Below are 19,693 nucleotides of genomic sequence, written 5' to 3'. Positions count from 1 at the left end.
GGGAGGTCCAGCCGAGGAGCTGGGACTGCCAAAACGCAAGGTGGCCTCCGACTGCCTCAAGTACGGTGACGCGACATGATCGAGTCCGAGATCGAGATCAGCGAGGATCTGGTACGCGACCTGCTTCGGGAGCAGCATCCGGACCTCGCCGAGCTGCCCATCCGAGAGGTGGCGGGCGGCTGGGGAAACCAAATGTGGCGCCTCGGTGACGAGTTGGCCGTCCGGATGCAGCGGATGGACACGAGCCCCGATCTCCAGCTCAAGGAGCGCCGGTGGCTGCCGACTCTGGCCTCGCGCCTGCCGCTGCCGATTCCTGTCCCCCTGCGGGACGGTGCGCCGTCCGAGCGCTTCCCCAACATCTGGACCGTCATGACATGGGTCGAGGGCACGCCGCTGGACCATGGCTCGATCACTCGCGGCGACCACGCGGCCGAGACGCTGTCGGGCTTCCTCAGGGCGCTGCACGTGGAGACGCCCGCCGACGCACCGACCGCTTCGGACTTCGGCGCTCACCCCAAGGACTGCACGGACGGCTTCGAGCACTTCTTCCAGGACGTCGCCCCTGCCGACCTCGCCGACGAGATCCGTGACGTCTGGGGTGAAGCGGTGGCGGCCCCGGAGTGGGAGGGCCCACCGGTGTGGGTGCACTGCGACCTGCATCCCGCGAACGTCGTCGTCACGGACGGGACCCTGGCGGGTGTCGTCGACTTCGGCGCACTGGTCGCCGGCGACCCGGCGTGGGACCTCGCGGCCGCCTGGCTGCTACTCCCCGCGGGCGGCGCCTCACGGTTCTTCGACAGCTACGCGCAGGCGGACGAGGCAGCGGTGCGACGGGCACGCGGACTGGCCGCGATGAAGAGCCTGTTCCTGATGGCGATGGGCCAAGCCGGGGATCGCGGCCTGCCCGGAGGCAAGTCGAACTGGGGGCCCGTAGGCCGGTCCGCACTTGATCGTGTCCTGAAGGGCCTTTGACGCCAAGCATGGATCGACTGGGCCTCCCCGGCGGCCATGCGCTCGCCGACAGGAATCGATGCCGCCCGGCCAGTGCGACCGCGGTCTGAGAATCTCGGCGACGGTACGGGCTGTCTCGGTGCCGGCGCGCTTGCCGTCAGGACGGCTGGACTTGGTCGAACAGGGCAAGGGCCTCGGCGGGGTCCGGGCTCACGAGGCGTTCCAGACCGGCCGTCGTGATCTTCGCCCACCTGCCGGCCCGCGCCCACATCTGATCCTCGAAGGCTCGGACGGTCTCGTCCAGATCTTCAGGGCCGGTGGCGATGGACTCGGCGAGTTCGGCGCCTTCCAGCATCGCGAGGTTCGCACCCGCCCCCAAGGGGGGCATCAGATGGGCGGCGTCGCCCAGTAACGTCACCCCGATGACGTGGGTCCAGGTGTGGGACACGGGCAGTGCGTAAAGCGGGCGGTGGACGAAAGCGGCGCCGTGGCGGAGGAGGTCGAGGACGGGCGCGGCCCAGCCGTCGAACAAGGCCAGCAGGCTCGATCGCACGGCCTCGACGTCGGCCACGTCCAGGTTCGTGTGCCAGTCCAGCGGCGCGCGGAACTGGGCGTACACCTTGACGTGGCCGCCGCTGTTGCGCTGGGCGACGAGAGCTCGGTTCACGCCGTACACAGCCACGGAACCGTCGCCGATCAGCCGGGCGAGGTCGGGGTGGCGGGTGTCGACGTCGTCGAGGGAGGTCTCGACATAGGTGACGCCGGTGTAGTGCGGTGTCGCTGGCGAGACTGCCGGGCGGATCCGGGACCAGGCGCCGTCCGCGCCGACTACGAGGTCGAACGTCTCCTGTCGTCCGTCCGCAAAGTGGACCAGTACGCCGTCCCGGGTCCCCGGCACCACCTGCGTCACGCCCCGACCCCACTGGACGTCGAGAGGGCCGAGCAGCAGGTCGCGGAGTTGTCCGCGGTCGATCTCGGGATTGGCCCGGTCGTCCGGGCGGGGTCGCCAATCGCGCAGGACGGTCCCGGCCGTGTCCAGGATGCGCATGGCCTGCCCCTCGGGGCGGGACAGCGCGTGGAACTCCGCCAGCAGCCCCGCCTTGTCCAGCGCGAGCTGGCCCATCCCCTCGTGCAAGTCCAGCGTGCCGCCCGGAGGACGGGCATCGGGGGCGGGATCGCGTTCGAGGACGGCCACGGGGTGGCCATGGCGGTGCAGTACGCGGGCGAAGGCAAGGCCGGCAGGACCGCTCCCGACCACTGCGATGCGATGTCTCATGGCGATACACTGTATTGCTCGGATACGGCGTATCGCAACGGTACGGTGTGAGCATGACTGTGTGGGACCGGCCCGAGCCGCCGACTCGCCCCGTGCCGCTCGACCGGGAACGGATCGTCGCCGCCGCCATCGCACTGGCCGACGAGGGCGGGCTCGAGGCGGTATCCGTGCGCAAGGTCGCGGCCCGCCTGGACGCCGGTCCGATGCGGCTGTACAGGTACATCTCCACCAAGGAAGAGCTGTTCGACCTCATGGTGGACGAGGTCCAGGCCGAGATCCTCCCCGAGGAGCCGCCCGGCGACTGGCGGGAGGCACTGCGCGTCCTCGCCCAACGCACCAGGCAGGCCGCCCTCCGGCACGAATGGCTGGCCGACCTGCTCGGCGGCCGCCCGACCCTGGGTCCGAACGGCCTCGCCGTGACCGAGGCCACGCTGGCCGCCTTCGACGGCCTCACCGATATCGACACCGTCCTGCGCGCCGTGGAGACTGTCAGCGCCTACTTCATCGGCGCGATCAGGCGCGAGATCGCGAACCTGCGGGCCGAGCGCGCCACTGGCCTGTCCAAGGACGACTGGCAGCGTGCCCACGGCCCGCATGTGACGAGAATGCTGGCCACAGGCCGCTTCCCGGCGCTGGCCAAGGCCGTGTACGACGGCACGGACGTAGACGCCCAGACATCCTTCGCAACCGGCCTGGACTGGGTCCTCGATGCCGTGGCCGCCAAACTCACCGGGCCGTCGGCGTGAACTCCTCGCCGGAGGGGCGGTGTTCGTGGTCGCCGGCGTGATCCTGCTCGCGCTTCCCGCACTGCCGCCGGTGCCCACGGAACCGGGCGGGCCCCGATGGGCGGTGCTGCGCGACCGGCCGTACGTCGCGGTGGGACTGCTCAACGCGGTATGCATCACCAACTCCGGCATCCTCAAACGTCGCCCTGCCCCTGTGGATCGCCGAACGCACCGACGCCCCCACGTCCGTCTACGCGGGATTGCTGCTGATCAACACCGCGCTGGTGGTGCTGGGACAGGTCCCGGTGAGCCGGGGCGCCGAGGACATCAGGGGCGGCGCCAGGGCGATGCGCCGGTCCGGGCTGTGGCTCGGCGCGTGCTGTGTGCTGTTCGCGTCCGCCGCCGGGCGTCAGTCGTGGCTCGCCGTGGGTGTGCTCGCCGTGGGCGTCGCCGTCCACACGATGGGAGAGCCGCTCCACAGCGCGGGCTCGTGGGCCCTGTCGTACGAACTGGCTCCCGAGCACGCCCACGGGCAGTACCAGGGCCTGTTCGGGCTGACTACGCAGCTGGGCACCGCCATCACCCCCGCCCTCACGACCTTGTTGATCATCGACCACGGCATGGCAGGCTGGGCCGTACTGGCCGCCCTGCCGGCCACCGCGGGGCTGGCCGCCCCGGCCGTGGCCGGGTGGGCGGAACGGACCCGTCCGCACCCGGTGACTCCGGTGCCGGCGGACACGTAGCCACCCCTTTCACGCCCTCCCAGAGCGGTACCGGTGGGCAGGCGTGTGGCAGTTGGGTGGTCAGCGATGCCGTGTCGGGCATCTTCGGGTGCATCGCCCGCAGCGGAGAGCCGGTGGGCGTGGATCTGGCGGCGTGCAAGAAGTCATCGACCGCTCGTGTGCTTCGGGTCGGGCGGGGCGGGGTGTGTGCCGTCTCGGCTCTTGCACCCGGGTGTCCTCGTGAGCTGCCAAGAGCTACAGGTGGGCGGTGATACCGAACGGGTGCATCAGATCGGTGAGCGTCTCTGCCGCGGTCGCGCGGAGGTACTCCTCGATGCCGTCCGAGTCATGGCTGCCCTGGGGGTCGCCGGTGAGGAACTGCAGGCCGACACTGCCCGCGCGCAGGGGCTGGGGGATGCGTCAGCCGGCGAGGTTCTCCTCGACCCACTGGCGGAGTCCAGTCACGGGGATCGCGTGGCGTGCGTTGTAGGTGTCGTCCTTCGCCCACGCGACGCCGCGGCCCTGCGCGAAGACCGCCCGGTACTTCCGCGTCATGTTGTCCGGGTCGGCGGCCAGCTCGTCGAGCAGCGATGGAACCGTCCACACCTCACGGCGGAACGGACGCTTCAGCACGGTCTCGAGCGTCTCGGCCAGTTCGCCGTAGGTGATGGTGTCACCGGCGAGGTAGACGATCTCGTTGCGGATGCGAGGTTCGGCGAAGAGGATGTCCGCGGTGAGGACGCCGATGTCTTCGGGCGTCGTCACGGTGACCGCCGTCTCGAGACTTCCCAGCGCGTTGACGGTGTCGTCGGGCAGGTCCACCATCCCCGAGCCGGGCTCGAAGAGGTAGTTCATGAACATGCCGGTGGAGATGATGACCCACTCGGTCTGGTCCTGGGACCGGAGCAGGTCACGGACGTCCAGCTGGGAGTCGAAGATGTCCTGCGGGCTTCCTCGGCCGATGATGTCGAAGTCGACGCCGAACTGCCACGGGAAGTACCGCGGGACCCTCGCCTGGAGGGCGGCTTGGGCGACCTTCATGGGGGTCTCGAGGCCGGCGGTGATGCCCGTGCACCCGATGACCGTGTCGTAGTCGGCGAAGATGGAGGCGAGCTCGTCGATGGTGTTCTTCACGAGGTCCCCTTCGGCGATCTTCACGCCCAGGTTCTTGATCTCAGCGACGTCGCGCTGCTTGTCGGGTGCCGTGGACGCGGTGGCGCTGGCCCGCAGGAGCACGCTGACGGACGAGCCTGCCACGTCCTTCGCTCGTCGGACGACGTTGCGGATGACGGGCATGCCGAGCTCCCCGGCTCCGATGATGAGGATGTCCCGGGAGGTGGGGATCGAGCTGTCGTTGGTCATCTGGAGGTCACTCTCGTGTTCGTCTTTCCCCAGTGTGTTCTGGTCGCTGGGGTCTCGAGAAGCACCGTAGACTTTGACATCAGTGTCAAGGTCAAGTGGTCGGCTGACGAGGAGGAGCGAGTGATGAAGATCAGTGAGGCCGCCCAGAAGACAGGAACCCCGGCTCGGATGCTCCGCTACTACGAGCAGCAGGGGCTCATCGAGTCGTCGCGGTCGACCAACGGTTACCGCGACTACTCCGAGGACCAGGTCGAGCATGCACGTCACGTCCGGGCGCTCGTCGAGGCTGGTCTGTCGACGAGGATGATCAAGATCGTGCTGGACATCGAGGCTCCCTCGAACCAGGACGCAGCAGGCGCGTGCACCCAGACCCTGGCAAAGGAGCTCGCTCACGAGCTGCGCGTCGTCGAGAACAGGATCGTGTGCCTGGAGAAGAGCCGAGACGCGGTGATCGACTACCTCCGGCGAACGGGCCACGCAGACCTGCTTACCTCAGCGTGACTCGCACCCCCGGGACCCGAGGGCGGAGGGGCATGACCCCCGGCCTGTGGGCGACGTCGGCCTCAACAGCATCGACGCCGGCCACCTGGCCAGCGCCCATGCGTTGTGGATTGGTGCAGCGGGTGAGACACCGCAACCTCTGGGAGGGCGTCTTAGCCCCCGTCCCCGTTCCGCCCCTAGGAGACCTGCCATGACCAGCACGTTCCGTCCTGACTTCGGGCTCACCGCGCAGGACTACGGCCGCCACCGCGCCGGATTCCCACCGCAGATCGTCACGCACCTGTACCGGCACGGCATCGCCTTCCCCGGCAAGGACGTGCTCGACATCGGGACCGGCACCGGCACCCTGGCCCGGCTGTTCGCGCAGGCGGGGGCGCGGGTGACCGGCCTCGACCCGGCGGCGCCGCTGCTCGAGCAGGCCCGGGAGCTCGACAGGGAGGCCGGGGTGCGGACCGACTACCGGGTGGGCACCGCAGAGTCGACGGGACTGCCGGACGGGTCGTACGACGTGGTGGCGGCCGGCCAGTGCTGGCACTGGTTCGACGCGTCGAAGGCCGCGGCCGAGATCACGCGGCTGCTGCGTCCCGGTGGCCGGGTGGTCATCGCCCACTTCGACTGGCTGCCTCTGCCGGGCAACGTGGTCGAGGCGACCGAGGAGCTGATCCTCTCCTTCAACCCGGCCTGGACGATGGGCGGTGGCACCGGCCTGTACCCGCGCTGGCTGACCGACCTGGCCACCGTGGGTTTCACCGGCATCGAGACCTTCTCCTTCGACCTGGCCGTGCCGTACCCGCCCGAGGCGTGGCGGGGCCGGATCCGGGCCAGTGCCGGGGTCGGCGCCAGTCTGCCGCCGGACGAGGTGGAACGCTTCGACGACGCCCTCGGCCGGGTGCTGCGCGAGCGTTTCCCCGGCGAGGTGATCGAAGTCCCGCACCGTACCTGGGCCGTTGTGGCCACGAGGGGCGACGGCTGACACGGTCACCAGGCGTCCGTCAGGGCAGCCCGAGTGAGTTCGGCCTTGTTCCCCAGGCCGAGTTTGCCCTTGGCCCGCTTGACGTACGTGTTGATGGTGTGCGGGCTCAACCCCAGTCGGCGGGCGGTCTGGTCGTGGGTGTAGCTGTCCGCGATCAGCCGCAGCACCTGTCGCTCCCGCGCGGACAGGGGGAAGCCGCCCTTGTCGGGTGGCACCGGCGTGTCCGGGGCCGCCGCGTCACGGATCGCGGCGACCAGTTCGGCGGCGGTGCAGCGTTCGGAGAGGTGACCCGCAAAGCCGGAGGCCGCCATGTCGAGGTCCGGCGGCGGATCGTTGGGGAACATCAGCAGCATCCGGGTGGCTCGGGCGCCGATCGCGGGGTCGCGCGGCTGGTGGTCGGTGACCAGGACGTCCATATGGCTCGGGGTGTTCTCGCCACCGTCCTCGGGGGCGCTGTGAACCTGGAGTCCGGGCACCGCCGACAGCGCCGTGCGCACCGCCCATGCGGTGAACTGACGGTCGTACAGCAAACCGATCTGGTACACCGCTCACTGCCAGCCCACGTCGGAGGCGTCCGCGGAGCTCGCCGTGACGGTGGTGTCGAGACCGCCGCTCACCCCGTCAACTCCTCCCTCTTCCGGAGGTACGCGCGGGGTAGCTGCGGTCCGTGAGGCCGAACGCGGGGGGAAGCCGAGCTGTCGGCGCATCGGTTCTCAGACCGAGAACGTGTGCAGGCCGGCCACCGCCAGGGTCTGTTCGGCTTCGTAGGCCTCGAAAGTGCCGACGCGCCGGAAGCCGAGGCGGGAGGCCAGGCCGAGGGAGCGGGTGTTGGCCGTCTGGGTCACGATCAGGACCGGCTGGTCGGGCAGTTCGGACGCGGCGGTGCGCAGCGCGGCGGTGGCTGCCTCGAAGGCCAGCCCCGCGCCCCAGGCGGCGCGTCGCAGGACGTAGGTCAGTTCCAGTTCCCCGCCCTCCTCGGAGACGTGTCCGGGGAGGTCGGCGGGGCGTCGGTTAATCAGGAGCACCCCGAGGAGGTCGTCGGTCGTCCGGTCGGCGATGACGAACGTGCCGGGCTGGTCGGTGACGTGTGCGACGTCCCTCGCGTCGAAGTACTGCTCGACCGCACTCCGCGGCCTCGGGCCGCCGAGGTGTAACCGGACCTGGGGGTCGGTCTGCAGCTCGATGAGCCCGGCGCGGTCGGCGTCGTGCGCTGCGCGCAGCCGGAGCCGGGGCGTGGTGATCTCCGTGGCGGACAGGGTGGGTGAGGCGGCCGCCGGGGCCGGGGAGTTCGGTGTGTTCGACGAGGTCATGGAGCCCATCCTGACCGAGCCGCCGCCCGTCGGCCGGGGACTCGTTCCCGGGACGGGCGGACCGCCTCATTCAGGCTCGGTGAAACCCCCGACGATGCAGAAGGGGTGCCCCGCCGGATCCGTGAGCACCCGCCATCTGTCCGCGTTCGGCTGGCGTTCCGGCCTGCCGGCGCCCAGCTTCAGCAGCCGTGTCTCCGTCTCGTCCAGGTCCGCGACCCGGAAACAGCAGTGCAGCTGCTGGGGAACGGCGGGGTCGGGCCAGCTCGGTGCCCGATGGCCGTCGATCCGCTGGAAGGCGAGGGAGAGGCCGTTCTCGCCCTCCAGCGCGGCGAAGTCGGCGTCCGACTTGGGATGCAGCTCCAGTCCCGTGGCCTGCTGGTAGAACGCCGCCAGGGCGAGTGGATCGGCGCAGTCCAGAGTGATCGCGCTCAGTATCATCCGGCGAGCACCTCCCGACAGTCCGCCCAGGCGGGTTGGCTCAGCAGGGGACGGATGCGGGTGAAGAGGCTGAGCAGCTCGGAGCCCCACCGGTCGCGGAAGTCGGGGTCGAGGCGAGCGAGGTCGATCTCGTTGGCGGCGGACAACTCGGCGAAGTCCCGCCGCCACTGCGGCTCCGGGATGTGGCTCAGGCCGGTGAACCGATCGTGAAAGGGTCCGTCGGCATCCGCGAGGGTCGGATAGGTGGCCCCGCGATCGCACGCGGCGTACAGATACACCAGAGCCTCGGCCTCGGCACCGACCGCCGCCGCAAGTACGCCACGGCGGTCCAGGGGCAGCAGGGCGCCCGGAAAGCCGTCCGTGCCGTAGAACGCGTGGCACAAGCCCGCCAGTCGGAGGGCCGGGCGGGCGCCCCACGCGGTGAGTTGCCTCTGCACCCGCGTGAGGTGGGCGAGGAGGGTCCCGCCCGGGTGGGCGATGTCCGCCGCGCCGAGTCCGCTCAGGAGCGCGACGGCCGCTCCGGACTCGGTAGGGGAAGCAGTCACAGGGTGGAGTCCTTTCAGCAGCGGTCGGGGCGGCACCATCAAATCGGTGGACGGGCCGGGCCGGCCATCGGTTTGATCCGCGTCATGACGACTCCTCAGCAAGCCCTGATCCGGGCCGCCGCCCGGAACAACGCCGAGTGGTGTGCGGCGGTGTGCCGGGCGCACGGGGTGGCGGGCGCGTTCGGGGCCGACGCCTGGGCCGCCCCGGTGCGGACGCCGCTCTTCTACCCCGACGCCGTGACGCTGGGGCCGGACGCCGACCCCGACGCGCTCACGACACGGATCGACACGGCCTCGCCCGGCGCCTCGGTCAAGGACAGCTTCGCCGACCTCGACCTGGCGGCAGCCGGGTTCCGGGTGCCTTTCGAGGCGCAGTGGATACACCGGCCCGCCGGGTCGGCACCGGCTGCACCGGGTCTCGAATGGGACGTGGTGGGCGACCCGGACACACTGCGTGCCTGGGCCCTGGCCTGGGACGACGGGGCGGGCAACGCCGACCTGTTCCGGCCCGGGCTACTCACCGAACCGGAGACCTTCCTGATCCTTGGGCGGCCCGCCGGCGACACCGAGGGCAGAGTGGCCGCCGGAGCGGTCGCGAGCCGCAGCGAGCACGTGGTCGGCGTCTCCAACGTCTTCGGGCCGGACGGCGCGTCCGACGCGGCCTGGCCGGTCGTCCTGCACGCGCTCGCCCGGCTCTTCCCGACCCTGCCCGTCGTCGGCTACGAGCAGGGTGCCGACCTGGCAGCCGCCCTCCGGCACGGCTTCGAGCCACTCGGCCCGCTGCGGGTGTGGACGTATGCCGGGTAGCCGGGCGGGCAGTCCCCTGCCTCCTACTTCGGGTCGCGCGCCTGGACTGTGTCCGCGATGTCCGGCACCGGCACGCGCATCCCCCGGGACTCGGCGACCCTCAGCGCGTCGGTCAGGCACTCTGCGAGACGGAGGCCGGCGAAACGGATCTCCCTGTACGGCGAGGCCGGGTCGTCCAGCACCTTGCGGGCGAGGCCCAAGACGTCGGTGGCGGTGGCGAGCTGGACGGCTTCCAAGTCGTCGGCGAGACGGGAGAGGTAACCGCCGTTGTCGTCGGTCACCAGGTAGCAGGGGTTGCCCTCCGCGGACAGCCAGGGCAGGAGCCGGGGTGGTGACGTGACGTGTGTCCGACCGGCGGGGCGTTCCATCAGGCGGCCACCGTCCGCGCGCCGATCAGGTGCTGGTCGAGATCGATCCCGAAGTCGGCGGCGAGCACGAGGGCCAGGCGGCGGCGTTCCTGTAGAGCGGCCTCACTCTCGTGGGCGGCGAGGTAAGGGCGGACGAGGGGGGAGGCGGCCCCGTCGAGAGGACCGTGCAGGCCGTACGGGGAGCGGTGGCGGGGAAGCTGCGGCGGCTGGGATGCGGAGGGGCAGCTGACGACGGTGAGGTGTACGTGGAGGTGCCGGCGGGGCCGACGCCGTTTCCCGGTGCCGGGTGCGAAGAGGAGGCGCAGCCATTGGAGGGCGCGGGGGATAAGGTCATGCATGTCGACGCTCCAGTAAGCGTTGGCCGTGCCCCGGGAGGTCTAGTCCACCTCGCCGGGGTCTTTCTGTCTTCGACCGTACACCTGCATACAGCCCTCTACATACAAGTACAGAGGGATCCACACGATCGTGCAGGTCGCTACAGCTCTACGTTGGACGTATGAGCGATACCGAAGCGTCGAAGCCCACTCTGGACCCGATGAGCGCGAGACCGCTCTACATGCAACTGGCCGACGTCATCGCCGGGAAGATCGCGTCCGGAGAGCTGGCGCCGGACAGGCCCATCCCTTCCGAGAACCACCTCGCCGACGAGTACGGCGTAGCGCGACTCACCGCGCGACGGGCCGCACAGGAACTCCGTGAGCGCGGCCTGATCGTCACCGTGCGAGGCAAGGGATCCTTCGTCGTCGAACAACCGGTCGGCGAGGCCTCCGAAGAGGGCGAACCGAACGGCTGAAGCCCCCGGCCCCGTCCCGCTACCGCGGCTTGTACGCCAGAAACGTCCCCGCCCTCCGCTTCAACCGTCCCTCCGGTTCCTGCACCACCCGCGTCGTGACCACCAGCCCGGCCCGGGTGAGCAGTTCCGCGATCCGGTCCGGCGGCAGCAGGTGTGACTCGTAGGACACCGGATGGTCGCCGTAGGCCCGCGTGGGACGCAGGTGCTCGCCGTCGCCCACATGACCCGCGAGCATCAGCCGGCCCCCGGGCGCGAGGGTGCGACGGAACTCGGCGAACACGGTCGGCAGCCACTGCGGCGGGGTGTGGTGGGTGGAGTAGTACGCCAGGACGCCCCCGAGTTCACCGTCGGCGATGTCCAGTGCGGTCATCGAGCCGACGGTGAAGCGGAGCTCCGGGTACGCCGCCCGGGCCAGTTCGATCATCTTCGGCGACACGTCCACGCCGAAGACCGGAACCCCCAGGGCGGCCAGGTGTGCCGTCACCTTGCCGGGGCCGCAGCCCAGGTCGGCGACCGGCCCGAGGGAAGCGGTGAGTTCGGCGAAGGCGGCCAGCAGGGTGCGGGAGACGGGGTCCAACTCGGCCGGCTCCGGCACGCGTCGGGCGTAGTCGGCGGCGACGGTGTCGTAGGACTCGCGGACGGCGGTGACGTACGAGGGCTCGGTCATGCCGCGAAGGTAGGTGACGGCACTGACACGCCCCGTACTCCGAGGCCAGTACGCCGGTTTACTCCCGCCGCCAGACGCCCGCGCCGCCCCTCCCCCGGCACCGTGACACCGTGAAGCCGAACCGGAAACTCAGCCGCCGCGCCCGCCGGGCCGTACTGGTCGTCCACGTCACCGCCTCCGCGAGCTGGCTCGGGCTCTCGCTCGGGCTGCTCGCCCTCGGGACCACCGCGGCCTCCACCGGGTCCGCCGAGACCGTGGAGGCGTCCGTCCGGGCCATGAAGCTCTTCGCCGACTGGCTCCTGCTCCCCGTCGCGTTCCTCACGCTTCTCAGCGGCCTGCTGCTGTCGCTGGGCACGAAGTGGGGCCTGGCCAGGTACCGGTGGGTCTACACGAAGTTCTGGCTGACCCTCGCCACCACCACCGCCACCGTCTTCGCCCTGCGCCCCGGCGTGAACTCCGCTGTCACGGCCGTCGCCGCCGGCGGACCGCTGCCGGACGCCGGTGACGTGCTGTTCGGGCCGGCCGTGTCGCTGTCCGCCTATGTGTTCATGACCGTGATCTCCGTCCTCAAGCCCTGGGGGAAGACCCGCCGCGGCAACAGAAGGATACAGAGATTTGCCTAAAGGTTTTAGGCAGGGGCACACTCGCTTCAGGTAGAAGGGAGAGCCCTCATGGCACGCGTAGGACTGACGCCCGAGCGTCTGACCGAGGCCGGCGCCGAGCTCGCCGACGAGGTCGGCTTCGAGCAGGTCACCGTCTCGGCACTCGCCCGGCGGTTCGACGTCAAGGTCGCGAGCCTGTACTCGCACGTGCGGAACTCCCACGACCTGAAGACGAGGATCGCCCTGCTCGCCCTCGCGGAACTCGCCGACCGGGCCGCCGAGGCCCTGGCCGGACGGGCCGGCAAGGACGCCCTGTCCGCCCTGGCGAACGTGTACCGCGACTACGCCCGGGAACACCCGGGCCGCTACGCCGCGGCCCAACTGCGGCTCGACCCGCAGACCGCGGCCGCGAGCGCCGGTGTCCGGCACGCGCGGATGACCCGGGCGCTGCTGCGGGGCTACGACCTGACGGAACCGGACCAGACCCACGCGGTCCGGCTGCTCGGCAGCGTCTTCCACGGCTACGTCAGCCTGGAGCTCGGCGGCGGTTTCAGCCACAGCGCGCCGGACACCGAGGAGACCTGGGCCCGGATCCTCGACGCCCTCGACACGCTGCTGCGGAACTGGCCCGCGGCCCCTACCGATCCCCGAGGCTGACACCCATGCACACCGAGCACGACTGGATCACCACGCCCCTCACGGCGGACCTGCTGCGCGGCGCCCTCGACCTGGAGCGCACCGAGCACGGCCTGCTCCCTCACCGGCTGCCCGCCCGGGCCCGCGCGCAGAACACCAGCCCGCAGCTGGCGATGGCCGAGGCCCAGCCCTCGGGCGTACGCCTGGCGCTGCGCACGGCCGCCACCGTCATCGAGCTGGACACCCTGCGCACCAAGCGCGACTACGCCGGCTTCCCGCCGCGCCCGGACGGGCTGTACGACCTGCTCGTCGACGGCGTCCCGGCCGGCCAGGCCACCGGGACCGACGGCAACGTCCTCACCGTCGACCTCGCCACCTGGGACGGCGAGGTCACGCCCGGCCCGGTCGGCACGGTCCGTTTCACCGGTCTGCCCGCGCGGGACAAGGACGTCGAGATCTGGCTGCCGCACAACGAGACCACCGAGCTGGTCGCCCTGCGCACGGACGCCCCCGTCGCACCCGCCCCGGACCGGGGCCGCCGGGTCTGGCTGCACCACGGCAGCTCGATCAGTCACGGATCGGACGCCGCGAGCCCCACGGCCATCTGGCCCGCGATCGCCGCGCTGCGGGGCGGGGCCGAGCTCGTCAACCTCGGCTTCGGCGGCAGCGCGATGCTCGACCCGTTCACCGCGCGCGCCATGCGGGACACCCCGGCCGACCTGATCAGCGTCAAGACGGGCATCAACCTCGTCAACCAGGACGCGATGCACCTGCGCACCTTCGGCCCCGCCGTGCACGGCTTCCTCGACACGATCCGCGACGGGCACCCGGACACCCCGCTGCTGCTCGTCTCCCCCATCCACTGCGCCATCCACGAGGACACGCCCGGCCCCACCGCCCCCGACCGGGACGAGATGAGCAAGGGCCGTATGGTCTTCGCCGCCATGGGCGACCCGGCGCAGACGGCCGCCGGCAAGCTCACGCTCACCGTCATCCGCGAGGAACTGGCCCGCATCGTCGAACAGCGCGCCGCCGACGACCCGAACCTCCACTACCTCGACGGCCTCGACCTCTACGGCCCGAAGGACGCCGCCGCCCACCCCCTGCCGGACAACGTCCACCCGGACGCGGCCACCCACCGGCACATCGGCGACCGTTTCCACGAGCTGGCCTTCGGAGACGGAGGCCCCTTCGCCGCGGCGTAGCGACCGGCGGACCGAGACCGGTCGCTCAGGCCTCCTGGTATCCCTGGTCCGCGAGGATCGCCGCGATGCGGGCGCGGTGGGCCGACTCCCAGTCGTCCAGGGACTGAGCGGCCTCCTTCGCGAGCTTGGCCCGGGCCGCCGCCAGTACCTCCTCGCGGCGGGCCCCGGGCACGACCACGACGCCCTCCTCGTCGGCGACGACCGTGTCACCCGCCTCGACCGCGACCCCGCCGCAGCGCACCCGCTCGTTCAGCGGCCGGACGGCCGACTTGGCGCCCGGGATGGGGATGACGCCGCGTGCGAACACCGGGAAGCGCATGTCCCGGACCTCGGCGAGATCGCGGATCAGCCCGTCGGCGACGAACGCGGTGATGCCCCGGCGCCGGGCGACGGCGCAGACGTTGCCGCCGGCCAGGGCGTAGTCCAGGTCGCCCGACTCCACGACGACGACCGAGCCGGGGCCGGCCCGGTGGATCGCGGCGTGCAGCATCAGGTTGTCGCCGGGCGGGCACCGTACGGTGAAGGCCGGTCCGGCCACCCGGGGCACCGGCTCCCACAGCGGCCGGATCCCGATGTCCATGACCTGCTCGCGGCCCAGCAGATCGGCCAGCGTGGTCGTGGGTATGTCCGTGAACGCGTCGACGTCAGCCATGGCAGGGGACCCTAGCCGCCAATGGCGGTTCCTAGAACGGCAGTTCCCTCCCCCGCACCACCTCCAGCCGCGACACCGCCCGGGTCAGCACCACGTACAGCCGGTGCAGCCCCCGTTCCTCCGCCTCGGCGATCGCCGCCGGCTCAACGGCCACGACATGGTCGTACTCCAGGCCCTTGACCACGCTCGCCGGCACCAGGGCGACCCGCGCGCCGAGTTCGTCCGGGCCCGCCGCCCCGATGCCGGCCGCGTCGAGGGCCGCCCGCACCCGGGGGACCTCCGCGTCCGCCGCGACGATCCCGACCGAGCCCTCCCGTCCGAGCGCGTCCCGTACAGCCGCCACGACGGCCCCGGGCACGCCGTCGACGGTCGTCTCCCGCATCCGCAACTCCCCGTCCCCGCGCAGCGAACGGGCCGGCGGCACGTCCACGTCGAGACGCTCCAGCAGTCGGTTGGCGAGCCCGACCACGGCCTGCGGCACCCGGAACCCGGTGGTCAGGGCGACCTCGGCCGCGTCCGGTTTCCCCAGGTGCGCGAGGACCGTACGCCAGGACCGGGCCGCCCACGGCGTCGTCCCCTGCGCCAGATCACCCAGCACCGTCAGCGAACCGAAGCGGGCCCGGCGGGCGATGGCCCGGCACTCCATCGGGGACAGGTCCTGCGCCTCGTCGACGACGACGTGCCCATACCCCTCCGGATGACCGATCAGCCCGGCCACCTCGTCGAGCAGCACCAGATCGGCGGCCGACCAGCGCGCCGACTTCCACGACCGGGGCGGCCGCTCCCACAGCAGCGCCCGCTGCTCACCGGCGTCGAGCAGCCCCTCGGCGGCCGCCGCCAGCACCTCCGCATCGCCGAGCAGTCCGGCCACGACCTCCTCCGGTCGCACCCCAGGCCACACGGCATCGACGTACGCCGACACCGGCCGCGCCCGCTCGATGCGCCGCACCCAGGAGTTCGGCGGCGGCCCGGCCCGCCGCTCGACCTGTTCGCGCAGACACCGCACGATCCGCGCCCGCACCCGCTCCCGCCCGACCCCGTAGGGCGGTTCCTCCTCCCGCACTTCGGCCACGATCCGCGCGAGCTCCCCCGCCGGCACCCGCCACCGGTAGGCCCCGTCCGGCAGGGCGATCCCCGCGCCGTTCCCCTCGGCGCGCACGCGCGCGTACAGCGCCCGACGCAGCACCTCGGCCATCCGGGCGTCGTGCTTCACGACGGCGGCCGGCTCGTCGTCGACGCGGCGGACCGGGCCGCGCGCGATCTCCTCCCCCAGGGTCGACTGCCGCACCCCGGTCTCGCCGAGGGCCGGCAGCACCTCGGCGATGTACGACAGGAAGGTGTGGTTCGGCCCGAGGATCAGCAGGCCGCCGCGCCGGATGCGCTGCGGGTGCGTGTAGAGCAGATACGCGGCCCGGTGCAGCCCGACGGCGGTCTTGCCGGTGCCCGGCGCGCCCTGCACACACACCGACACCGCCAGGTCCGCCCGTACGAGGTCGTCCTGCTCGGGCTGGATCGTGGCGGCGATGTCCCGCATGGGCCCGACCCGGGGCCGTTCGATCTCCCGGGCGACGATCTCGCTGCCGCGCGACTCCCCCTGCTCCAGGTGCTCGTCCTCCAGGCCGGTGAGGTCCCCGGAGTCGCCCCGGCTGCCGGGCGCCCACCCGAACCGCCTGCGCACCGCCACGCCCTGGGGGTCACGGGCCGATGCCTGGTAGAAGGCGCGCGAGACCGGCGCACGCCAGTCGACGACCAGGGGCGGTTCGGCCGGATGCTCGGAGATCCGCAGCCGCCCGATGTGCAGCGTGCCGTCCCCGCCCTGAAGCGCCCCGAAGAACAACGGCCCCTCCGGCAGCTCCCGCAGCGCCTTCGCCCAGCTGCGCAGCTGGTACCCGAGGACCTCGGCGTCGGCCCCGGACGCGGACACGTCCTCCCCGACGACCACCTGTTCACCGGCGCCCTCGACCATCGCGGCGAGGGCGGTCCGGCAGCGCTCGTGGTGGGCGCGTTCCCGGTCGAGGACGTACTGGGGGGCAGGCTCGGTCGAGGTCATTTCACCGAGCGTACGCGAAAACGTGATCGAGTTAAATAACTTACCGAGTCTCACCCCGGAGGCGCGGCGGCAGCCCGGCCGCGAGCCGGTCGAACGCCCGCTGCGCCGCCGCGACCGCGTCCGGCCGCACGTCCTCAGCCCGCTCCCCCGCAGCGATCCGCCGCCAGTTCTCCAGCGCGAGCACCCGCAGTACGGCCATGATCTGCCCGGCCGCCAGCCGCGCGTCCAGATCGCCCCCGAGCACCTCGGCCAGCGCGGCCTCCGACCGCTCCTGGTGCGTGTACGCCCGGGCGACCAGGGAGGGCGTCCCGTAGAGCAGGGCGTGAAAGGCGAGCACATCGGGATGGTCGCTGAGCCCGGTCACCGGGTCCCCCCGCTCCAGCCCCGCCACGAAGTGCCGCCGCAGCACCTCGACGGCCGGCCCCTCGGCCCCCGCCACCACCCGGGCGGCCTCCCCCTCGTGATCGGCGATCCGGTACAGCACCAGATCCTCCTTGGCGGGGAAGTACCGGAACAGCGTCGGCTTCGAGATCTCGGCAGCCGCCGCCACCTCGGCGACGGACACCGCGTCGAATCCCTTCTCCATGAAGAGCCGCACGGCGATGTCCGACACGGTCTCGTACATCCGCCGCTTCTTGCGCTCACGCAGGCCGGGGTCGCTCATGAGGGCGAGACTACGCAGGGGCGGGATCGGGCCAGGGCGCGGGCGAGGCAGGGGTTGGCCGTGGAGCGCACCGGGAGGCCGAGCGAGCCGGTGGCGACGGCCAGCGTCACCGCGTAGGAGTCCACCGCCCGCCGGACGTTCGGAGCGTCCAGACCCGCGCCGGTCACGATGCGGTCCAGGTCGACGTAGGCGGACCGCACGATCTCCAGCCGGCGGTACACCCGCCAGTCCTTGCGCCAGTCGCGGGTGTACGCGGCGGGCAGCAGGCGCTCCCAGCGGCGGAACATGCGCTCCCTGATCTCCGGCCGGGTCGGCGTGAGGTGCATGTGCCGGACGAGGTCGTAGAGGGGGTCGCCGACGACGGCCATCTCCCAGTCGATGATGGTCACCGCCAGATCGTCGTCACGGCGTACGAGGTTCCAGGGGTTCAGGTCGCCGTGCAGGAGCGCGGGCTCCCGGTCGCTCACGCCGTGCCGGGACAGGATCAGCTGCAACCGGTCCGGGTCGGGCAGCCCGAGGTGCCGTGCCAACTGCTGGGACGCCTTCGGCAGGTCCCGTACCAGGGAGATCAGCTGTTCCCGCAGCCAGCCGTGGAACGCGCCCTGGCCGGCGAGCGGGTCGACCTGCTCGTATCTGACCTGCGTCAGGGCGCACAGCTGGTCCACCAGGCCGTCCGCCTCGTGCGGCAGCAGACCGTGGACCGGGTGATTGGGGGGCCGGCCGACGTCCCGCGGCCCGCCGTAGGTGTGCAGGGCGATGGTGTCGCCCTGATAGGCCTCGCCCAGGGCGAGCACCCGCGGCGCCGCCACCCGGGCGGACGACTCCTCGATCGCGCGCAGGACGGCGTGCTCGCTGAGGAAGCCGCGCTCCCGGCGGCATACGTCGGGCAGCTTCCGCCGTACGACCACGGGCGAGCCGAAGCCCGGCACCGCCACCACGGTGTTCAGGTGCGCGGTGCCCTTGAACACCCGGCCCGCGGGCGCGGCACCCTCCGCCAGCAGTGCCTCCCGGACCGCAGCGGAGGGGAAGTCGGAGCGCGCGGGCACCCGCGGGTCGGGCCGCCACTCGAACGCCTCCGCGATCCACGCCCGGCCGCCGATGTCCCCGTTCCTCCGCGACACCAGCCACCGGAACAGGGCCCGCCGGATCTCGCCCTCCCGCGGCACAGCGACGAGCCGCAGCGGTTCCGCCGCCGCCTCCAGAGCCCGGCGCACCTCGGCCGTCGCCTCGTCCAGGCTCGTCTGCGTGAACGATTCCTCCAGCGACCGGGCGGCCCTCATCACGTCCGGGAAGACGGACTGCGCCCGCTCGAACGCCAGATAGTGCCGCAGATCCCGCGCCAGACCGCTCACCGCGGCCGGACGGACCTGCTGCATGGCCTCGCCCCAGGCGTCGACGACTTCGGCCCACTGGTGCGCCGGGTACCGCATCCGCACGAGGTGCGTCGCGAGGTCATGCAGGGGGTCGCCGTAGGTGGCGAGCTCCCAGTCGACGCAGATCAGGGGCGGGTCGCCCGCGTACGACACGATCACGTTGTCGCGGTGCAGATCGGCGTGGAGCAGGCTGTACGGCCGCCGGGCCATGGCGGGCACCCGCCCGGCCAGCCCGGCGAGCGCGTCCTCCGGGATGCCGAGCGCCGCGAACAGCCCACCGAATGCAGTCCAGTTGGGCTGCCTGATCTGCCGGTCGGCCAAGTGGACCAGCGTCCTGAGGAAACCCTGACTGTCCGTGTCGTTGCGGGGCCAGCCGGACGGCAGGGCCGGCAGCGCACCCCTGCGCACGTGTGCCATCCGGGCGAGCAGACCGGCCAGGGCCCGGATGAGCAGGGTGTCGACGGGTTTGCCGTTGGCGCAGACGCTGGACAGCGGAACGCCCTCCACAAAGCTGTGGACGGCGAAGTCCTCGCCTTTGACCAGGCATTCCGGCGTGTGCGGAAGGACCCCCCGGACCGCGCGGAGGATCTCCGCCTCGTCCTGCCACGTCCGGATGACGACGGGCAGCGCGTCCGGACGCCGGATCCGAACCGTCACCGACGTCCCCGCCTCACGCCCGGCCAGGCGGGCCATGCCCTCCGTGAGCGCGATGACGTAGTTCCGGTTGTGGTGGCCGCTGGTCGCCACACCCAGCTCGGCGGCCCGTTGCACGAAGGCCCGGCAGGTGACGTCGTGCGAGGCGCGCTCCCCGAGAAGAGGACGGGAAGGAGTGGGTGCGCCCACGGGCCGCTCCGGAAGGGACGAGAAGGGGGGACGGTCAGGCAAACGGTAGGTTCGCGGTCGGTGCCGCGCACGATGGAGTGCGCCATCACGGGTGGTTTGCCACTCATCCGCATGAGCGTGCGCGAGCTTGTTCGATGGCGGCCGGTCGGCCCCTTCCCATACGAACGCGGACGAGCGTTTGACTCAATCGCCGCACGGTGCCGGAATGCTACACCCGCCCGCCCCGGCCC

The 19,693-nt window shown here is 71.8% G+C and carries 23 protein-coding genes; 10 read left to right on the top strand and 13 right to left on the bottom strand.

Annotated features, from left to right (window positions below; genetic code table 11):
- Nucleotides 1-75: 75 nt before the first annotated feature.
- Nucleotides 76-972, top strand: a complete 897-nt coding sequence (locus K4G64_RS12860; protein WP_221756158.1) for an aminoglycoside phosphotransferase family protein — start codon at nucleotides 76-78, stop codon at nucleotides 970-972.
- A gap of 136 nt (nucleotides 973-1,108) precedes the next feature.
- Here K4G64_RS12860 and K4G64_RS12855 read toward each other — a convergent pair whose 3' ends face one another.
- Nucleotides 1,109-2,227 (bottom strand): NAD(P)/FAD-dependent oxidoreductase, encoded by a 1,119-nt coding sequence (locus tag K4G64_RS12855; RefSeq protein WP_221756157.1) that lies wholly within the window; start codon nucleotides 2,225-2,227, stop codon nucleotides 1,109-1,111.
- 53 nt (nucleotides 2,228-2,280) lie between these two features.
- Between K4G64_RS12855 and K4G64_RS12850 the strand changes: the two genes are divergently transcribed.
- Nucleotides 2,281-2,973, top strand: coding sequence for a TetR/AcrR family transcriptional regulator (locus K4G64_RS12850; protein ID WP_221756156.1), 693 nt, complete (start codon nucleotides 2,281-2,283; stop codon nucleotides 2,971-2,973).
- A 185-nt stretch (nucleotides 2,974-3,158) separates the two neighbouring features.
- The gene (locus tag K4G64_RS12845; RefSeq protein ID WP_221756194.1) at nucleotides 3,159-3,695 is read left to right on the top strand and encodes an MFS transporter; all 537 of its coding nucleotides are present in this window, start codon (nucleotides 3,159-3,161) and stop codon (nucleotides 3,693-3,695) included.
- 399 nt (nucleotides 3,696-4,094) lie between these two features.
- Here K4G64_RS12845 and K4G64_RS12840 read toward each other — a convergent pair whose 3' ends face one another.
- Nucleotides 4,095-5,036, bottom strand: a complete 942-nt coding sequence (locus K4G64_RS12840) for an aromatic alcohol reductase (RefSeq protein WP_221756155.1) — start codon at nucleotides 5,034-5,036, stop codon at nucleotides 4,095-4,097.
- Nucleotides 5,037-5,051: 15 nt separating this feature from the next.
- Between K4G64_RS12840 and K4G64_RS12835 the strand changes: the two genes are divergently transcribed.
- Nucleotides 5,052-5,537, top strand: a complete 486-nt coding sequence (locus tag K4G64_RS12835; protein WP_221756154.1) for a MerR family transcriptional regulator — start codon at nucleotides 5,052-5,054, stop codon at nucleotides 5,535-5,537.
- A 190-nt stretch (nucleotides 5,538-5,727) separates the two neighbouring features.
- Complete coding sequence (locus tag K4G64_RS12830; protein ID WP_221756153.1) at nucleotides 5,728-6,510, top strand: class I SAM-dependent methyltransferase; 783 nt, start codon at nucleotides 5,728-5,730, stop codon at nucleotides 6,508-6,510.
- 5 nt (nucleotides 6,511-6,515) lie between these two features.
- Here the strand turns inward: K4G64_RS12830 and K4G64_RS41045 are convergent, their stop codons facing one another.
- The 4 genes from K4G64_RS41045 to K4G64_RS12810 form a co-directional block, all read right to left on the bottom strand.
- Nucleotides 6,516-7,055, bottom strand: a complete 540-nt coding sequence (locus K4G64_RS41045) for a helix-turn-helix transcriptional regulator (RefSeq protein WP_221756152.1) — start codon at nucleotides 7,053-7,055, stop codon at nucleotides 6,516-6,518.
- A 168-nt stretch (nucleotides 7,056-7,223) separates the two neighbouring features.
- Nucleotides 7,224-7,820, bottom strand: coding sequence for a GNAT family N-acetyltransferase (locus K4G64_RS12820; RefSeq protein WP_221756151.1), 597 nt, complete (start codon nucleotides 7,818-7,820; stop codon nucleotides 7,224-7,226).
- Nucleotides 7,821-7,886: 66 nt separating this feature from the next.
- Nucleotides 7,887-8,258: a VOC family protein gene (locus K4G64_RS12815; RefSeq protein WP_221756150.1), complete on the bottom strand. Its 372-nt coding sequence runs from the start codon at nucleotides 8,256-8,258 to the stop codon at nucleotides 7,887-7,889.
- Nucleotides 8,255-8,803, bottom strand: a complete 549-nt coding sequence (locus K4G64_RS12810) for a DUF6817 domain-containing protein (RefSeq protein WP_221756149.1) — start codon at nucleotides 8,801-8,803, stop codon at nucleotides 8,255-8,257. The genes K4G64_RS12815 and K4G64_RS12810 overlap by 4 nt, the downstream gene beginning before the upstream one ends.
- Nucleotides 8,804-8,887: 84 nt before the next feature.
- Between K4G64_RS12810 and K4G64_RS12805 the strand changes: the two genes are divergently transcribed.
- Complete coding sequence (locus K4G64_RS12805; RefSeq protein ID WP_221756148.1) at nucleotides 8,888-9,610, top strand: hypothetical protein; 723 nt, start codon at nucleotides 8,888-8,890, stop codon at nucleotides 9,608-9,610.
- Between the two features lie 23 nt (nucleotides 9,611-9,633).
- Here the strand turns inward: K4G64_RS12805 and K4G64_RS12800 are convergent, their stop codons facing one another.
- Both K4G64_RS12800 and K4G64_RS12795 read right to left on the bottom strand, forming a co-directional pair.
- On the bottom strand, nucleotides 9,634-9,978 hold the full coding sequence (locus K4G64_RS12800) for a hypothetical protein (RefSeq protein WP_221756147.1): 345 nt from the start codon (nucleotides 9,976-9,978) through the stop codon (nucleotides 9,634-9,636).
- A complete protein-coding gene (locus K4G64_RS12795) occupies nucleotides 9,978-10,316 on the bottom strand; it encodes a hypothetical protein (protein WP_221756146.1) in 339 nt (112 codons plus the stop codon). Before K4G64_RS12795 ends, K4G64_RS12800 begins: the two co-directional genes overlap by 1 nt.
- 158 nt (nucleotides 10,317-10,474) lie before the next feature.
- Between K4G64_RS12795 and K4G64_RS12790 the strand changes: the two genes are divergently transcribed.
- Nucleotides 10,475-10,771 carry a GntR family transcriptional regulator gene (locus K4G64_RS12790; protein ID WP_260460389.1) on the top strand — a complete coding sequence of 99 codons (297 nt, stop codon included), beginning with the start codon at nucleotides 10,475-10,477 and terminating at the stop codon, nucleotides 10,769-10,771.
- Nucleotides 10,772-10,790: 19 nt separating this feature from the next.
- Here the strand turns inward: K4G64_RS12790 and K4G64_RS12785 are convergent, their stop codons facing one another.
- Nucleotides 10,791-11,438: a class I SAM-dependent methyltransferase gene (locus tag K4G64_RS12785; RefSeq protein WP_221756145.1), complete on the bottom strand. Its 648-nt coding sequence runs from the start codon at nucleotides 11,436-11,438 to the stop codon at nucleotides 10,791-10,793.
- Between the two features lie 110 nt (nucleotides 11,439-11,548).
- Here K4G64_RS12785 and K4G64_RS12780 point away from each other — a divergent pair, with 110 nt between their 5' ends.
- The 3 genes from K4G64_RS12780 to K4G64_RS12770 are packed head-to-tail and all read left to right on the top strand — an operon-like array spanning nucleotide 11,549 to nucleotide 13,881.
- On the top strand, nucleotides 11,549-12,061 hold the full coding sequence (locus tag K4G64_RS12780; RefSeq protein WP_221756144.1) for a DUF2269 domain-containing protein: 513 nt from the start codon (nucleotides 11,549-11,551) through the stop codon (nucleotides 12,059-12,061).
- 48 nt (nucleotides 12,062-12,109) lie between these two features.
- Nucleotides 12,110-12,697 carry a TetR/AcrR family transcriptional regulator gene (locus K4G64_RS12775; RefSeq protein WP_097217427.1) on the top strand — a complete coding sequence of 196 codons (588 nt, stop codon included), beginning with the start codon at nucleotides 12,110-12,112 and terminating at the stop codon, nucleotides 12,695-12,697.
- Between the two features lie 5 nt (nucleotides 12,698-12,702).
- Nucleotides 12,703-13,881 (top strand): GDSL-type esterase/lipase family protein, encoded by a 1,179-nt coding sequence (locus K4G64_RS12770; RefSeq protein WP_221756143.1) that lies wholly within the window; start codon nucleotides 12,703-12,705, stop codon nucleotides 13,879-13,881.
- A 25-nt stretch (nucleotides 13,882-13,906) separates the two neighbouring features.
- Here K4G64_RS12770 and K4G64_RS12765 read toward each other — a convergent pair whose 3' ends face one another.
- Genes K4G64_RS12765 through K4G64_RS12750 form a run of 4 tightly spaced genes read right to left on the bottom strand, consistent with a single transcriptional unit; the run spans nucleotide 13,907 to nucleotide 19,463 of the window.
- Nucleotides 13,907-14,533, bottom strand: a complete 627-nt coding sequence (locus tag K4G64_RS12765; protein ID WP_221756142.1) for an RraA family protein — start codon at nucleotides 14,531-14,533, stop codon at nucleotides 13,907-13,909.
- A gap of 31 nt (nucleotides 14,534-14,564) precedes the next feature.
- Nucleotides 14,565-16,583: an AAA family ATPase gene (locus K4G64_RS12760; protein ID WP_221756141.1), complete on the bottom strand. Its 2,019-nt coding sequence runs from the start codon at nucleotides 16,581-16,583 to the stop codon at nucleotides 14,565-14,567.
- Between the two features lie 40 nt (nucleotides 16,584-16,623).
- Complete coding sequence (locus tag K4G64_RS12755; protein ID WP_221756140.1) at nucleotides 16,624-17,247, bottom strand: TetR family transcriptional regulator; 624 nt, start codon at nucleotides 17,245-17,247, stop codon at nucleotides 16,624-16,626.
- The gene (locus K4G64_RS12750; RefSeq protein ID WP_308122348.1) at nucleotides 17,244-19,463 is read right to left on the bottom strand and encodes an aminoglycoside phosphotransferase family protein; all 2,220 of its coding nucleotides are present in this window, start codon (nucleotides 19,461-19,463) and stop codon (nucleotides 17,244-17,246) included. Before K4G64_RS12750 ends, K4G64_RS12755 begins: the two co-directional genes overlap by 4 nt.
- Between the last annotated feature and the right edge of the window lie 230 nt (nucleotides 19,464-19,693).

The organism is Streptomyces sp. WAC04114 (assembly GCF_019733245.1).
Taxonomy (GTDB): Bacteria; Actinomycetota; Actinomycetes; order Streptomycetales; family Streptomycetaceae; genus Streptomyces; species Streptomyces massasporeus_A.
The sequence above is the reverse complement of the archived record's forward strand: the minus strand, read 5'-3'. Positions and strand labels throughout refer to the sequence as shown.

Excerpts from the sequence above, each read along its gene's own strand:
- K4G64_RS12820 (WP_221756151.1), bottom strand. The coding sequence starts at position 7,820 with ATGACCTCGTCGAACACACCGAACTCCCCGGCCCCGGCGGCCGCCTCA.
- K4G64_RS12765 (WP_221756142.1), bottom strand. The coding sequence starts at position 14,533 with ATGGCTGACGTCGACGCGTTCACGGACATACCCACGACCACGCTGGCC.
- K4G64_RS12775 (WP_097217427.1), top strand. The coding sequence starts at position 12,110 with ATGGCACGCGTAGGACTGACGCCCGAGCGTCTGACCGAGGCCGGCGCC.
- K4G64_RS12850 (WP_221756156.1), top strand. The coding sequence starts at position 2,281 with ATGACTGTGTGGGACCGGCCCGAGCCGCCGACTCGCCCCGTGCCGCTC.
- K4G64_RS12790 (WP_260460389.1), top strand. The coding sequence starts at position 10,475 with ATGAGCGATACCGAAGCGTCGAAGCCCACTCTGGACCCGATGAGCGCG.
- K4G64_RS12860 (WP_221756158.1), top strand. The coding sequence starts at position 76 with ATGATCGAGTCCGAGATCGAGATCAGCGAGGATCTGGTACGCGACCTG.
- K4G64_RS12855 (WP_221756157.1), bottom strand. The coding sequence starts at position 2,227 with ATGAGACATCGCATCGCAGTGGTCGGGAGCGGTCCTGCCGGCCTTGCC.
- K4G64_RS12755 (WP_221756140.1), bottom strand. The coding sequence starts at position 17,247 with ATGAGCGACCCCGGCCTGCGTGAGCGCAAGAAGCGGCGGATGTACGAG.
- K4G64_RS12785 (WP_221756145.1), bottom strand. The coding sequence starts at position 11,438 with ATGACCGAGCCCTCGTACGTCACCGCCGTCCGCGAGTCCTACGACACC.
- K4G64_RS12770 (WP_221756143.1), top strand. The coding sequence starts at position 12,703 with ATGCACACCGAGCACGACTGGATCACCACGCCCCTCACGGCGGACCTG.
- K4G64_RS12815 (WP_221756150.1), bottom strand. The coding sequence starts at position 8,258 with ATGATACTGAGCGCGATCACTCTGGACTGCGCCGATCCACTCGCCCTG.
- K4G64_RS12805 (WP_221756148.1), top strand. The coding sequence starts at position 8,888 with ATGACGACTCCTCAGCAAGCCCTGATCCGGGCCGCCGCCCGGAACAAC.
- K4G64_RS12760 (WP_221756141.1), bottom strand. The coding sequence starts at position 16,583 with ATGACCTCGACCGAGCCTGCCCCCCAGTACGTCCTCGACCGGGAACGC.
- K4G64_RS12800 (WP_221756147.1), bottom strand. The coding sequence starts at position 9,978 with ATGGAACGCCCCGCCGGTCGGACACACGTCACGTCACCACCCCGGCTC.
- K4G64_RS12830 (WP_221756153.1), top strand. The coding sequence starts at position 5,728 with ATGACCAGCACGTTCCGTCCTGACTTCGGGCTCACCGCGCAGGACTAC.
- K4G64_RS12840 (WP_221756155.1), bottom strand. The coding sequence starts at position 5,036 with ATGACCAACGACAGCTCGATCCCCACCTCCCGGGACATCCTCATCATC.
- K4G64_RS12795 (WP_221756146.1), bottom strand. The coding sequence starts at position 10,316 with ATGCATGACCTTATCCCCCGCGCCCTCCAATGGCTGCGCCTCCTCTTC.